Annotated in this window: 10 protein-coding genes; 8 read left to right on the top strand and 2 right to left on the bottom strand. The window is 64.6% G+C overall.

Features of this window, described 5'->3' with window-relative positions; all coding sequences use genetic code 11:
- Positions 1-108 precede the first annotated feature (108 nt).
- Positions 109-879, top strand: a complete 771-nt coding sequence (locus AC5ZFO_RS14855) for a helix-turn-helix domain-containing protein (protein WP_282522492.1) — start codon at positions 109-111, stop codon at positions 877-879.
- A 79-nt stretch (positions 880-958) separates the two neighbouring features.
- On the opposite strand, the gene AC5ZFO_RS14850 is transcribed toward AC5ZFO_RS14855, so the two are convergent.
- Together AC5ZFO_RS14850 and AC5ZFO_RS14845 are read right to left on the bottom strand one after the other, a co-directional pair.
- Positions 959-2,179, bottom strand: coding sequence for an ABC transporter substrate-binding protein (locus AC5ZFO_RS14850; RefSeq protein WP_282522491.1), 1,221 nt, complete (start codon positions 2,177-2,179; stop codon positions 959-961).
- Positions 2,180-2,267: 88 nt separating this feature from the next.
- A complete protein-coding gene (locus AC5ZFO_RS14845) occupies positions 2,268-3,818 on the bottom strand; it encodes an acyl-CoA synthetase (protein WP_496122200.1) in 1,551 nt (516 codons plus the stop codon).
- Between the two features lie 265 nt (positions 3,819-4,083).
- Between AC5ZFO_RS14845 and AC5ZFO_RS14840 the strand changes: the two genes are divergently transcribed.
- From AC5ZFO_RS14840 to AC5ZFO_RS14810, 7 genes are all read left to right on the top strand, one after another.
- Positions 4,084-5,220, top strand: coding sequence for an acyl-CoA dehydrogenase family protein (locus AC5ZFO_RS14840; RefSeq protein ID WP_282522489.1), 1,137 nt, complete (start codon positions 4,084-4,086; stop codon positions 5,218-5,220).
- 123 nt (positions 5,221-5,343) lie between these two features.
- Positions 5,344-6,507: an acyl-CoA dehydrogenase family protein gene (locus tag AC5ZFO_RS14835; protein ID WP_282522488.1), complete on the top strand. Its 1,164-nt coding sequence runs from the start codon at positions 5,344-5,346 to the stop codon at positions 6,505-6,507.
- Complete coding sequence (locus AC5ZFO_RS14830; RefSeq protein ID WP_282522487.1) at positions 6,507-7,163, top strand: glutathione S-transferase family protein; 657 nt, start codon at positions 6,507-6,509, stop codon at positions 7,161-7,163. The genes AC5ZFO_RS14835 and AC5ZFO_RS14830 overlap by 1 nt, the downstream gene beginning before the upstream one ends.
- A gap of 193 nt (positions 7,164-7,356) precedes the next feature.
- Entirely contained in the window at positions 7,357-8,157 is an 801-nt protein-coding gene (locus tag AC5ZFO_RS14825; protein ID WP_496122199.1) for a helix-turn-helix domain-containing protein, read from the top strand.
- A 201-nt stretch (positions 8,158-8,358) separates the two neighbouring features.
- Positions 8,359-9,225 (top strand): beta-keto acid cleavage family enzyme, encoded by an 867-nt coding sequence (locus tag AC5ZFO_RS14820; RefSeq protein WP_028155241.1) that lies wholly within the window; start codon positions 8,359-8,361, stop codon positions 9,223-9,225.
- A 114-nt stretch (positions 9,226-9,339) separates the two neighbouring features.
- A complete protein-coding gene (locus tag AC5ZFO_RS14815; RefSeq protein ID WP_282522485.1) occupies positions 9,340-10,956 on the top strand; it encodes an acyl-CoA carboxylase subunit beta in 1,617 nt (538 codons plus the stop codon).
- Complete coding sequence (locus AC5ZFO_RS14810) at positions 10,953-12,929, top strand: acetyl/propionyl/methylcrotonyl-CoA carboxylase subunit alpha (RefSeq protein WP_282522484.1); 1,977 nt, start codon at positions 10,953-10,955, stop codon at positions 12,927-12,929. Before AC5ZFO_RS14815 ends, AC5ZFO_RS14810 begins: the two co-directional genes overlap by 4 nt.
- Positions 12,930-12,944 lie beyond the last annotated feature (15 nt).

Genomic DNA, 12,944 nt, shown 5'->3' with positions numbered 1-12,944 from the left:
ATGTTCCGCCGCGGCCGGCCCCGGCAGGCCAACGCCGGGATCGCCATGTACGGTTTTGTGCTGGTTTGTCCGCCCTGCTAGACTGGCGTCCGTGGAGCGGGGTTGACGATGCAGACGCAGGATAGATTCACCGACAGGCAGCTTTCGGACGAGCAGAGCCGCGAGATCGCGGAGACCATTCGCGAGGAGCTCGCCAGGCGCCGGATGTCCCGGCAGGCGCTGGCCGAGCAGGCCAAGCTCAGCCTGTCGACATTGGAGAAGGTGCTCGGTGGCCGGCGGCCGTTCACGCTGGCAACCACCGTGCGGCTGGAGCAGGCGCTGGGCGTCTCCTTGCGCAAAAACGCCGCCGTGGTGACGCCTCCGGCCGCAAGCGATGTCGCGCCCGACAGCCTCGGCTCCTATGCGCATCGCGCGGTGACCTGGCTCGAGGACGTCTACATCACGCTGCGACCGTCCTTCGGCGACAAGGATGCGATCTTCGCCTATCGCACCGAGATCGTCTGGGAGCCGAAGGTGTCTTCACTGGTGTTCCGCGAGGGCGAGCGAACCGATGCCGCCTATGAGCATACCGGCGAGGTTGCGGTGCCGCATCAGTCCGGCTTCATCTATCTCGTCATCATCAAGCACGGCCAGCATCGCGTGATCACGGTGTCGCGGCCGACGGTTGCCGGCGAGATGTACGGCATCATCTCGACGCTCCGCGCCGGACCCGGCTCGCAACTGACGCCGATCGCGGCGCCGATCGCGTATGTGCCGCTCAGCAACGTTCCGCAACCGTCCCTGGGGCGGATCGGGCCGGATGATGCCAACCACGCACTGTATCGCAGTCACCTGCGCCGCACGGTCGACGAATCGTTCGCGTTATTCCTGCCGGGATAGTTCGCCCTGGCGGCGCCATGCAAAAAAAATAGCGGCCTTTCGGCCGCTATTTTATCGAGGTATGCACAGTTGCCGCGGCCTAACCGCCCGTTTCGGCGCTGATGATGTCGCCGAACAGCTCCCACTGGCCCTTTTTGAACCGCCACATCTTGAGCTGCTCGATCGGCGCGAAGTCCGTGGACGAGGTGTTGATCTTGATCCCCGGGATCAGCGTATCGGGGACGAAGTCCTTGAGGCTAGCGGCCTGCTTCATCACGTTCTCACGGGTCAGATTGTCACCCGACTGCTTCAGCACCTGCACCATCGTCTGGGCCGCGGCATAGGCGTAGACCAGATTGGCGTCCGAGATGTTCGCACCGGGCATGTACTTGTCGATGAAGGTCATGAACTTCTTCATGCCCTCGTCGTCCTTCCACTGCGGATCCGAAGCATCCTTCAGATAGCCGGCCGACAGCACGCCCTCGGATGCCTCGAGGCCGGCCGGCTTCATCACCGCGCCGATCGACACCGAGACGTCGGTCATCAGGTGCATCGGCTTCCACTCCAGCTCCGCGATCTTCTTGATCGCCTGGGCCGCGAATTTCGGGGTCGCGATGTTGACGAAGACATCGGCGCCGGTGCCCTTGAGCTTGACGATGTGGGCATCGATCGACGGCTCCGAGGTCTCGTAGCTCTCCTCGGCCACGATCAGCTTCGACGCCTTGTCGCCGAACACGTCCTTGATGCCGGCGAGGTAGTCCTTGCCGAAATCGTCGTTGGCATAGAAGATCGCGACCTTCGCGTCCGGCTTCTCCTTCAGAATGTACTTTGCGAAGATCTGGGCCTCGACCCGGTAGCTGGGCTGGAAGCCCATGGTCCAGGGGAAGTTCTTCGGGTCGTTCCACTTGCTGGCGCCGGTGGCGAGGAAGAGCTGCGGCACCTTCTTGGAATTGTGATATTTCTGCACGGCGGTCTGGGTCGGCGTGCCCAGCGCGTTGAAGACCAGGAAGACCTCGTCGCTCTCGATCAGCTTGCGAACCTGCTCCACGGTCTTCGGCGGCGAGTAGCCGTCATCATAGGAGATCCAGTTGATCTTGCGGCCGTTGATGCCGCCCTGGTCGTTGATCATCTTGAAATAGGCTTCCTCGGTCTTGCCGATGATGCCGTAGGCGGACGCAGGACCGGAATAGGCCTCGACATTGCCGATCTTGATCTCGGTGTCGGTGACGCCGGTGTCGTACGCCTTCTGCGCATACGCGAATGGGGGCGCAAGCAGCGTCAACGCCGTTGCTGCGGCAAGCAGGGAGAGTTTCTTGTTCATGAAAATTCCTTGGGGTTTTCTTTGGGGTTTCTTCTGGGTTGGAGTAGGCACGTCAGAAACGAAGAAGCGCCCGCAAGGGGCGCTTTGATCAGGCGCTGGCGACTTTCTTGTCGACTTCGGACGCGACCGAGAATTCTTTCCGCAACGTCGGCTTGTGGATCTTGCCGGTGGCGTTGCGCGGCAGCGCATCGACGAAGCGCACCTGTTGCGGGCATTTGAAGCGCGCGAGATTGGCCGCGCAGTGCGCAAAGACATCCGCCTCGGTCAACCGCTGACCGGGCTTGGCCGCGACGATGGCGAGCCCCACTTCGCCCCATTGCGGATCGGGAATGCCGATCACGGCGGCCTCAGCGATCGCGGTGAGCTGATGCAGGACGTTCTCGACCTCGGCCGGATAGACGTTCTCGCCGCCCGAGATGTACATGTCCTTCCAGCGGTCGACGATATAGTAGAAGCCTTCCTCGTCGACACGCGTCGCATCGCCGGTGTGCAGCCAGCCGTCGGTGAAGGACGTCTTGTTCGCCTCCGGCCTGTTCCAGTAGCCCGGCGTAATGTTCGGGCCCTTGACCCAGAGCTCGCCGAGCTCACCGATAGCGGCGTCGCTGCCATCAGGGCGCACGATGCGGACTTCCGTGTGCAGCACCGGCTTGCCGGCCGAACCCGCCTTGCGTGCTGCATCCTCGCGATCGAGCACCAGCACGGCCGGCGAGGTCTCGGTCATGCCGTAGCCCTGCTGGAGCGCGACCCCGCGTGCCTCCCACACTTTGAGCAGCGGCACCGGCATCGGCGCGCCGCCGACACCGCAGACGATCAGCCGCGTCAGGTCGGTGGTCGCGAAGGCAGGATGCTGCGCCATGAACTGGTAGATCGCGGGCACGCCGAAGAAGACGTTGATGCCCTGCGCGGGATCGTTGATCAGGCCGAGCGCCGTGCCGGGATCGAAGGCGCGCATGATCATCACGGTGCCGCCGGCATGCAGCACCGGGTTGGTGTAGCAATTGAGCCCGCCGGTGTGGAACAGCGGCAGTACGGTCAGCAGCACGGAGGCCGGCCCGATGCAGGCGGGGCCGCCGAGATTGACGCAATTCCAGAACGTCATGCCATGGGTGATGGTCGCGCCCTTGGGATGGCCCGTGGTGCCCGACGTGTACATGATGGTCGAGACGTCATCGAGCGTGACCTCCTCGGCGCGGGCGAGCGGCTTGGCGGACGCGATGCCGGCCTCATAGCTGCCGCCGGGGCCGAGCAGCAGGCTGGTCGCGACGTTGCAGAGTTTCGCGACGCTCAGCGCGGTCTCGGCCAGATCAGTGTCGTGGATCATCACCTTCGGCGCGCAATCGCCGGTGATGAACTGGAGCTCGGGAACGGTGAGGCGGGTGTTCAGCGGCACGAAGACGGCGCCGAGCCGCCCGCAGGCGAATTGCACCTCCAGCGTATCGGTCGTGTTCAGCGCCAGCACCGCGACGCGGTCGCCGCGCGACACCTTGAGCACGTCACGGAAAAATCCGGCCAGGCGCGCGACGCGGGCCTCGAGCTGCGAATAGGTGAAGCGGCGCGCGCTCGCGAGGTCGATCACCGCGACCTTATCGGGCGAGCGGCGGCCGTGATGGACGATCCAGTCGTAATAACGAACGGCCAAAAATCCCTCCCTCGGCGGTCTTGTGCCGCCTGCGTCCCTATTGCCGGCACCATGCCCGGCGTGGCCCTGGGGCCAGCCGGAGTTTGTGTGCCACGTCTTTTTTTGACCCGGAGTTGGCCTGCGAGGGGCGAAAATCGTCTTGCGTTGAGTTGCTAGGCCTTAGGCTGCGTGGAGCGGTTCCCCCGGTCAGCCACTCTGCGCAAGTGAACGGCAAATGTTCCGGCCATGGTGGACAACACGAATCCGCCAGCAGGGCGAGACGACGATGAAGAGCCCGTTCTATACCGCCGAGCATGACGCCTTCCGCGAGGTGATGCGCCGCTTTGTCGAGAAGGAGATCACGCCCTTTGCCCATGAATGGGACGAGGCCGGCGAATTTCCCCGCATGCTCTATCGCAAGGCGGCCGAGATTGGCCTGTTGGGGCTCGGATTCCCCGAGGAATATGGCGGGATCGCTGCCGACCAGTTCATGAAGATCGTCGCCAGCCAGGAATTGGCGCGCGCCGGGGCGGGCGGGGTCAGCGCCAGTCTGATGAGCCATACCATCGGCTCGCCGCCGATCGCGCGGGCGGCACGACCCGAGATCAAGGCGCGCGTGCTGCCGCAAGTGCTGTCGGGCGAGAAGATCTCCGCGTTGGCGATTACCGAGCCGGGTGGCGGCTCCGACGTCGCGAACCTTCGCACCAGGGCGCGGCGCGATGGCGATCACTACGTCGTGACCGGCGAGAAGACCTTTATCACCTCAGGGATGCGCGCCGACTATCTGACCGTTGCGGTGCGTACAGGCGGCGAGGGCGCCGGCGGCGTCAGCCTGCTCCTGGTCGAGGGCGACACGCCCGGCCTGTCCAGGACAAAACTGAAGAAGATGGGCTGGTGGGCCTCCGACACCGCAACGCTGCATTTCGACGACTGCCGCGTGCCGGTCGAAAATCTGATCGGCGAGGAGGGGCAGGGCTTCAAGATCATCATGCGGAATTTCAACAGCGAGCGCATGGGCATGGCGGCCGGCTGCACCGCCTTCGCGCGGGTCTGCCTCGACGAAGCCATCGCCTATGCCAAGGAACGCAAGACCTTCGGCAAGCCGCTCGCCCAGCACCAGGTCATCCGTCACAAGATCGTCGACATGGCGCAGAAGGTCGCGGCTTCGCAAGCGATGCTCGAAATGCTGGCCTGGCGGCTGGAGCAGGGCGAGAGCCCGGTCGCCGAAATCTGCATGATGAAGAACCAGGCGACGCAGACCATGGCGTTCTGCGCCTCGGAAGCCGTGCAGATCTTCGGCGGGGCCGGCTTCATGCGCGGCATCAAGGCCGAGCGCATCTATCGCGAGGTCAAGGTCAACGCCATCGGCGGCGGCACCGAGGAGATCATGAAGGATCTGGCGTCGCGGCAGATGGGGTTGTGACCTCACCGTCATTCCGGGGCGCGCGTAGCGCGAGCCCGGAATCCATTGTGCCGCAGATGTCGTAGAGGAATGGATTCCGGGTTGATCGCTGCGCGATGCCCCCGGAATGACGAAGGGAAAGAGATGCTATTCACCGCCGACCACGACGAGATCCGCCGCTCCTTACAAAAATTCATCGCCAACGAGATCAACCCTCATGTCGATGACTGGGAGAAGGCTGACATCTTCCCGGCGCATGAGCTGTTCAAGAAGATGGGCAGCCTCGGCTTCCTCGGGTTGATCAAGCCGGTCGCGTTCGGCGGCTCGGGCCTCGACTATTCCTACGCCCTGATGATGGCGGAGGAGCTGGGCGCCATCACCTGCGGCGGCGTGCCGATGGCAATCGGGGTGCAGACCGACATGGCGACGCCGGCGTTGGCGCGGTTCGGCTCGGACGAGGTGCGGCGTGAATTTCTCAGCCCCTCGATATCGGGCGATTACGTCGCCTGCATCGGCGTCTCCGAGCCCGGCGCCGGCTCCGACGTCGCCTCGATCAAGACCAATGCGCGCTCGGACGGCGATGACTACGTCATCAATGGCGGCAAGATGTGGATCACCAACGGCACCCAGGCCGATTGGATCTGCCTGCTTGCCAACACCGGCGATGGGCCGGTTCACCGCAACAAGTCGCTGATCTGCGTGCCCATGAGGAGCAAGGGCGTCACGGTGGCACGAAAGCTCGACAAGATGGGCATGCGCTCCTCGGACACCGCGCAGATCTTTTTCGACAATGTCCGCGTGCCCAAGCGCAACCGGATCGGCGAGGAGGGCAAGGGCTTTACCTACCAGATGATCCAGTTCCAGGAGGAACGGCTCTGGGGCGCGGCGGCCTGCCTGAAGGCGCATGAATACATCATCGATCAGACCATCGAGTACACGCGTAACCGCCAAGCCTTCGGGAAGTCGATCCTCGACAACCAGGTCGTGCACTTCAAGCTCGCGGAGATGCAGACCGAAGTCGAGTTGTTGCGCGCGCTGATCTATCGCGCCGCCGAGCAACTCGTGGCCGGCGAGGACGTGACCAAGCTTGCGACCATGGCCAAGCTGAAAGCCGGCCGGCTCGGGCGCGAGCTCACCGACGCCTGCTTGCAATATTGGGGCGGAATGGGCTTTACCAACGAGACGCCGGTCAGCCGGGCCTATCGCGACAGCCGGTTGACGTCGATCGGCGGCGGTGCCGACGAGGTCATGCTGATGGTCTTGTGCAAGATGATGGGTACGCTGCCCGGCAGTAAAGGTATTTCCTGATGATCACGCTCTATCACTGCGACGCCGCGCGCTCGTTCCGTCCGCTCTGGATGCTGGAGGAGATGGGGCTTCCTTACGAACTGAAGATGCTGCCGTTCCCGCCGCGGGTCTTCGCCAAGGAGTATCTCGCGCTCAATCCGCTCGGCACGATCCCCTTCCTAATCGACGGCGAGACCAAGATGACCGAGTCCTCCGGCATCTGCCACTATCTCGGTATCAAGCACGGGCCGACGCCGTTGATGGTCGGACCCGAAGATCCCGCCTATGGCGCGTTCCTGAACTGGATGTATTTCAGCGATGCCACGTTGACCTTCCCGCAGACGCTGGTGCTCCGATACACCCAGCTCGAGCCGGAAGAGCGCCGCAATCCGCAGGTCGCCGGGGACTATGCGAAATGGTTCCTGGGGCGCCTGCGCGCGGTCGAGGCGGCGACGGCCAATGCCGAAACATTGTGCGCAGGGCGTTTCACCGCCGCTGATATTGTCATCGGCTACGCGCTCCGGCTCGCCAACAACGTCGGCCTCGCCAAGGATTTCGGGCCAAATGTCGCAGCCTATTGGGCGCGGCTGCAGCAGCGCGACGGATTCAAGCGCGCGGTTGCTGCGGAACAGAAGGCCGCCGTCGAGCAGAATGTTGCGGCGCGCGTGAGGGGGTAAGGGACGCCGTCATTCCGGGGTGATGCGAAGCGCCGAACCCGGAATCTCGAGGTTCCGGGACCGGTCCGGCGGACCGCCCCGGAACGATAACGCATGTTTCCATGACAGCGCTATCGCGCCGTGACAGCGCCCAAATTTCCGCTAAGGTGACCTCCGTCCGCAGCGGCCAAAGAGCCGCGCGAGGAGGATCCCAATGGAAGATAACGGTCGCGAATCCGACCATCTGATGCTGATCACGCCGGAGCGGGTATTCTATGCCGGCCTGCTCGGCCGTCCCCGCAAGCGCACCCCCGGCTGCTGCCACGTCTATGTCGCGGTGAAGGGCAGCCTGCATCTGACGATCGACGACGTTCTCGCCACCGGCGAGCTGTTCGTGACCCTGCCGAACCAGCGGCATTCCATCGCCAGCGACTACCGCACTGCAATCAGCGTGACGATCGAGCCGGAAAGCATGCCGGACGGCGTGATCGAGGCCCTGGCCGCGCGGCTGACCGGACCTGACCGGGCCGTCTATGCCCGCAAGATCCTCGCCGCCTACGCCCTGCTGCGCCAGCGCCGCTATGGCGACATCACCACCGCTGAATTCGACGAGATGTGCTTTGGCGAGGCGTTGCCGCGTCGCGTGCTCGATCCGCGCGTGATGCGCGCCGTCGCCCGCATCGGCCGCTTCTCCGGCGAGCCGGTGACGGCGGATACTTGCGCGGCGGAAGCGGGGCTCTCGGCCTCGCGCTTCCTGCATCTGTTCAAGGAGGAGACCGGCATCTCGTTCCGCTCCTTCCGCGCCTGGAAGCGCGCGCGGCATTTGCTGCACTTCGCCAACCAGGACCTCAATCTCGCCCACCTCGCGCAGGACATCGGCTATCCCGACTCGACCCATTTCAGCCATTCGATCCGCCGCTTCTATGGATTGAAGCCGCGCGCGATCTTCGTCGGCTCGCGCGACCTCGCGATCTACCGCAGCACCGAGACGGTGCGGCTCGCGGAGGCGAGCTAGCGTCGCTTCCGTAGGGTGGGCAAAGGCGCTCTTGCGCCGTGCCCACCACCTCTCAGCAATTGGCAAAGTTGGTGGGCACGCTGCGCTTTGCCCACCCTACGATCTCTTGCCCTTTCTTCAGCTTCTCCGCGCAAGAAGCCGCATGCCCGCGCGTCACATGATCACAAGCGTTGAATTCTCAACGTGCGAGACATTTTTGGCATGAGCGACAAGGCCGTCATCACCTGCGCGCTGAACGGCGTGCTCACCGACCCGAAGCAGCACAACGTGCCTGTGACGCCCGAGCAGATGGCGCGCGAAGCCAAGGCTGCGTTCGATGCCGGCGCCAGCATCATGCACATCCATCTGCGCCAGCAGGCGCCGGACAAGGGACATCTGCCGTCCTGGGACGTGAGCGTCAGCAAGGAGATTCAGCAGGCCATCCGCGAGGCCTGCCCCGGCGTCATCATCAATCACACCTCGGGCGTCTCGGGGCCGAACTACAGCGGCGCGCTCGATTGCATCCGCGAGACCAGGCCGGAGATCGCGGCCTGCAACGCCGGCTCGCTGAACTATCTGAAGGTGAAAGCCGACAACACCTGGGCCTGGCCGCCGATGATGTTCGACAACGCGGTCGAGAAGGTGAAGGACTATCTCGACGTCATGAACGCGGTCGGGACCATCCCCGAGTTCGAATGTTTCGACGTCGGCATCGTCCGCTGCGTCGGCATGTACCACCAGGTCGGCATGTACAAAGGTCCGCTCGAATATAATTTCGTGATGGGCGTTGCTTCCGGCATGCCGTCCGATCCTGATCTGCTGCCGATTCTGATCAAGCTGAAGCGCCCCGAGGCGCATTTTCAGGTCACGGCGATCGGCCGCGAAGAGATCTGGCCACTGCACCAGCGCTGCGCCGAACTCGGCGGCCATCTCCGCACCGGCCTGGAGGACGCCTTCTATCTCGCCGACGGCAAGAAGGTGACGTCGAATGGTCAACTGATCGAAGCGATCGCCGCCTGTGCCCGCCGTGCGGGCCGCGAGATCGCAAGCCCCGCCGAGGCGCGGAAGATCTTTGGGACGAACAGGTAAGGTATCGCCTCACCCGTCATTGCGAGCGAAGCGAAGCAATCCAGTATCTTTCCGTTGAAGCAATCTGGATTGCTTCGTCGCTTCGCTCCTCGCAATGACGAGCAGGATAGAATTATGTCCATTCTCGAAAACACCATTTCCCCCGGTAGCGCCGCCTACCACGCCAATCGTGACGGCATGCTCGGTCTCATCGACCGCATGCGGGCGCTGGAAGAGCGCACGCGTAGCGCATCGGCGGCGGCAAAGGATCGCTTCCACAAGCGCGGCCAGCTGCTGCCGCGCGAACGCGTCGCGCTGGTGCTTGATCCCGGCGCGCCCTTCATCGAGCTGTCGACGCTCGCCGGCTACATGTTCGACGTATCCGATGCGAACAAGAGCGTGCCCGGCGGCGGCGTCATCGCCGGCATCGGCTTCGTCTCCGGCATCCGTTGCATGGTCAGTGCCAATGACGCCGGCATCGATGCGGGCGCACTCCAGCCATACGGCCTCGACAAGACGCTGCGCGTGCAGGAGCTCGCGCTGGAGAACAAGCTGCCTTACGTCCAGCTCGTCGAAAGCGCCGGCGCCAATTTGCTACGCTATCGCGTCGAGGATTTTGTCCGCGGCGGCAATATCTTTCGCAATCTCGCGCGGCTCTCGGCGGCCGGCCTCCCGGTCGTCACCGTCACGCACGGCTCGTCCACCGCCGGCGGCGCCTACCAGACCGGCCTGTCCGATTACATCGTCATGGTCCGCGGCCGCACCCGCGCCTTCCTCGCCGGGCCGCCGCTGCTGAAGGCCGCCACAGGCGAGATCGCGACCGAGGAAGAGCTTGGCGGTGCCGAGATGCACACCCAGGTCTCCGGCCTCGGCGATTATCTCGCGGAGGACGACCGCGATGCGCTGCGCATTGCGCGCGAGATCATGGCGGCGCTGGAATGGGAGCGGCCAGGCCGAGCGGCTTCACAGTTCAAACCGCCGCGCTACGACCAGGACGAACTGCTCGGCATCATGCCGATGGACCACAAGCGCACCGTCGACATGAAGCAGGTGATCGCGCGCATCGTCGACGATTCCGACTTCACCGAGATGGCGCCCAATTACGGCCCCGCCACCGTCTGCGGCCATGCCCGCATCGAAGGGCAGGCGATCGGCATCATCACCAACAACGGCCCGCTTGATCCCGCCGGCGCCAACAAGGCGACGCACTTCATCCAGGCCTGCTGCCAGACCCGCACGCCGCTGCTCTATCTCAACAACACCACCGGCTACATGGTAGGCCGAGCCTATGAAGAAGCCGGCATGATCAAGCACGGCTCGAAGATGATCCAGGCTGTCACGTCGGCGACGGTGCCGCAGATCACCATCTATTGCGGCGCCTCGTTCGGCGCCGGCAATTACGGCATGTGCGGGCGCGGCTTCCATCCGCGCTTCTGCTTCTCCTGGCCCAACGCCAAGACCGCCGTGATGGGCGGCGAGCAGGCCGCTGAGACGATGGCGATCGTGACCGAGGCCGCCGCCGCGCGCCGCGGCAAGCTGGTCGAGAAGGAAAAGCTCGACGCGATGAAGGCGCAGATCATCGGCGTGTTCGATGGCCAGATGGACGTGTTCTCGACCAGCGCACGCGTGCTCGACGACGGTGTGATCGACCCGCGCGATACCCGCGGAGTGCTCTCCGAGGTGCTCGCGATCTGCCGCGAGGGCGACGCGCGCACGCCCCAGCGCATGCAATTCTCGGTGGCCCGCCCATGAGGAACGGATCAGTGCAGCACCGGCCGTTCTTCAGGGTTTTGGTCGCCAATCGCGGCGAGATCGCACTGCGCGTGATGCGTAGCGCGCGGCAGCTCGGCCTCGGCGTCGTTGCGGTCTATTCGGATGCCGATCGCGATGCGCTTCATGTCCGGCAGGCCGACCAGGCCGTGCGCATCGGCGAAGCCCTGCCGGCGCAATCCTATCTCAACATTCCCGCGATCATCGCCGCGGCCAAGGTGAGCGGCGCGGATGCCGTGCATCCCGGCTACGGCTTTCTCGCCGAGAACGAGGACTTTGCGCAGGCCTGCAAGGAGGCGGGCCTCGTCTTCATCGGCCCCTCGCCGCAGGCGATCGAGGCGATGGGTAACAAGGCCGGCGCCAAGGAGATCATGAAGAAGGCCGGCGTGCCCTGCGTGCCCGGCTATCAGGGCGCCGACCAAAGCGACGAGGTCATGCTCGCGGAAGCCAGGAAGATCGGCTTCCCCGTGATGATCAAGGCGGTTGCCGGCGGCGGCGGACGCGGCATGCGGCTCGTCACCGATGCCGCGTCCTTCCCCGATGCGCTGCGCAGTGCGCGGTCGGAGGCAAACGCCGCCTTTGGCGATCCGACCGTTATCCTCGAGCGAGCGATCCAGAACCCGCGGCACATCGAAATCCAGGTGTTCGGCGATAGCCACGGCAACGCCATCCATCTCGGCGAGCGCGACTGCTCGGTGCAGCGGCGACATCAGAAGCTGATCGAGGAGGCACCATCGCCGGCGGTCACGCCCGCGTTGCGCGCGAAAATGGGTGAGGTCGCTGTCGCCGCGGTCAAGGCGCTGCGCTACGAGGGCGCCGGCACGCTGGAATTCCTGCTCGACGCCAGCGATGAGTTCTACTTCATGGAGATGAACACGCGTCTCCAGGTCGAGCATCCCGTGACCGAAGCCATCACCGGGCTCGATCTGGTCGAGCTGCAATTGCGCGTCGCGCGCGGCGAGCCATTGCCGGTGAAGCAGCAGGACATCAAGTTCTCAGGCCACGCCATTGAGGTGCGGCTGTGCTCGGAAGATGCCGCGCAGGATTTCATGCCGCAGTCCGGTCGCATGGCGCGCTGGCAGGTGCCTGACAGCATCCGCGTCGAGCACGCGCTGCAATCGGGCGCGGAGATCCCGCCGTTCTACGATTCCATGATCGCCAAGGTGATCAGCCATGGCGCGACACGGGAGGAGGCGAGGGGGCGGCTGATCGTCGGCCTGGAGCAACTCACTGCTTTTGGCGTGACCAGCAATCAGGCGTTCCTGATGTCCTGCCTGCGCCACCCCGGATTTGCCAGGGGCGAGGCGACGACGGCCTTCATCGGCGCACATCGCGACGAACTGTTGGCGCCGCCGGTGAATGCTGCATTCGACACGGCGCTGGCGGGCCTGCTGCTCTATGTCACCAATCCGCGCGCGCCGTTATGGCAAGCCGGCCGGAGCCTGGCGGCAACATTCCCGCTGCCGGCGAAAGTCGAGATCGCCGGCCACACTCACGAGCTCGAAATCACGCGTGAGCGTGATGGCGGCTACATCGTCGCCGCCGACGGCCGTCAGGACAAGTTCGAGATCGACCAGCTCGATCCCGACGCCATCCGCTTCCGCCACGACGGCGTGATGGACAGCGCAAGATTCCTGCGCGATGGCGACCGGCTCTACCTCCAGCATCGCGGCATCCCGCTTGCGGTCACCGATCTCACCCTCGCCGCACCGAAGGCGGCTGCGAGCAATGGCGGAGATGGCAAAGTCCGCGCCGCCATGAACGGCCGCGTCGTCGCCGTGCTGGTCAAGCCCGGCGACCGCGTCACCGCCGGTCAACCGGTGATGACCTTGGAAGCAATGAAGATGGAGCACGTCCACAAGGCCGGCATCGACGGCGTGGTCGCCGCGATCGACGTCGCTGAAGGTGAGCAGGTCACCACGGGCAGGATCGTCGTGGAGATCGCGACGGGGTAGCGCCGCGAACGCGGT

This window comes from Bradyrhizobium sp. Unk1 (genome assembly GCF_059512345.1).
The sequence above is the reverse complement of the archived record's forward strand: the minus strand, read 5'-3'. Positions and strand labels throughout refer to the sequence as shown.

What these genes read in the sequence shown, in the direction of transcription:
- AC5ZFO_RS14830 (WP_282522487.1), top strand. Translation starts at nt 6,507, where the DNA reads ATGATCACGCTCTATCACTGCGACGCCGCGCGCTCGTTCCGTCCGCTC.
- AC5ZFO_RS14815 (WP_282522485.1), top strand. Translation starts at nt 9,340, where the DNA reads ATGTCCATTCTCGAAAACACCATTTCCCCCGGTAGCGCCGCCTACCAC.
- AC5ZFO_RS14835 (WP_282522488.1), top strand. Translation starts at nt 5,344, where the DNA reads ATGCTATTCACCGCCGACCACGACGAGATCCGCCGCTCCTTACAAAAA.
- AC5ZFO_RS14850 (WP_282522491.1), bottom strand. Translation starts at nt 2,179, where the DNA reads ATGAACAAGAAACTCTCCCTGCTTGCCGCAGCAACGGCGTTGACGCTG.
- AC5ZFO_RS14810 (WP_282522484.1), top strand. Translation starts at nt 10,953, where the DNA reads ATGAGGAACGGATCAGTGCAGCACCGGCCGTTCTTCAGGGTTTTGGTC.
- AC5ZFO_RS14825 (WP_496122199.1), top strand. Translation starts at nt 7,357, where the DNA reads ATGGAAGATAACGGTCGCGAATCCGACCATCTGATGCTGATCACGCCG.
- AC5ZFO_RS14820 (WP_028155241.1), top strand. Translation starts at nt 8,359, where the DNA reads ATGAGCGACAAGGCCGTCATCACCTGCGCGCTGAACGGCGTGCTCACC.
- AC5ZFO_RS14855 (WP_282522492.1), top strand. Translation starts at nt 109, where the DNA reads ATGCAGACGCAGGATAGATTCACCGACAGGCAGCTTTCGGACGAGCAG.
- AC5ZFO_RS14840 (WP_282522489.1), top strand. Translation starts at nt 4,084, where the DNA reads ATGAAGAGCCCGTTCTATACCGCCGAGCATGACGCCTTCCGCGAGGTG.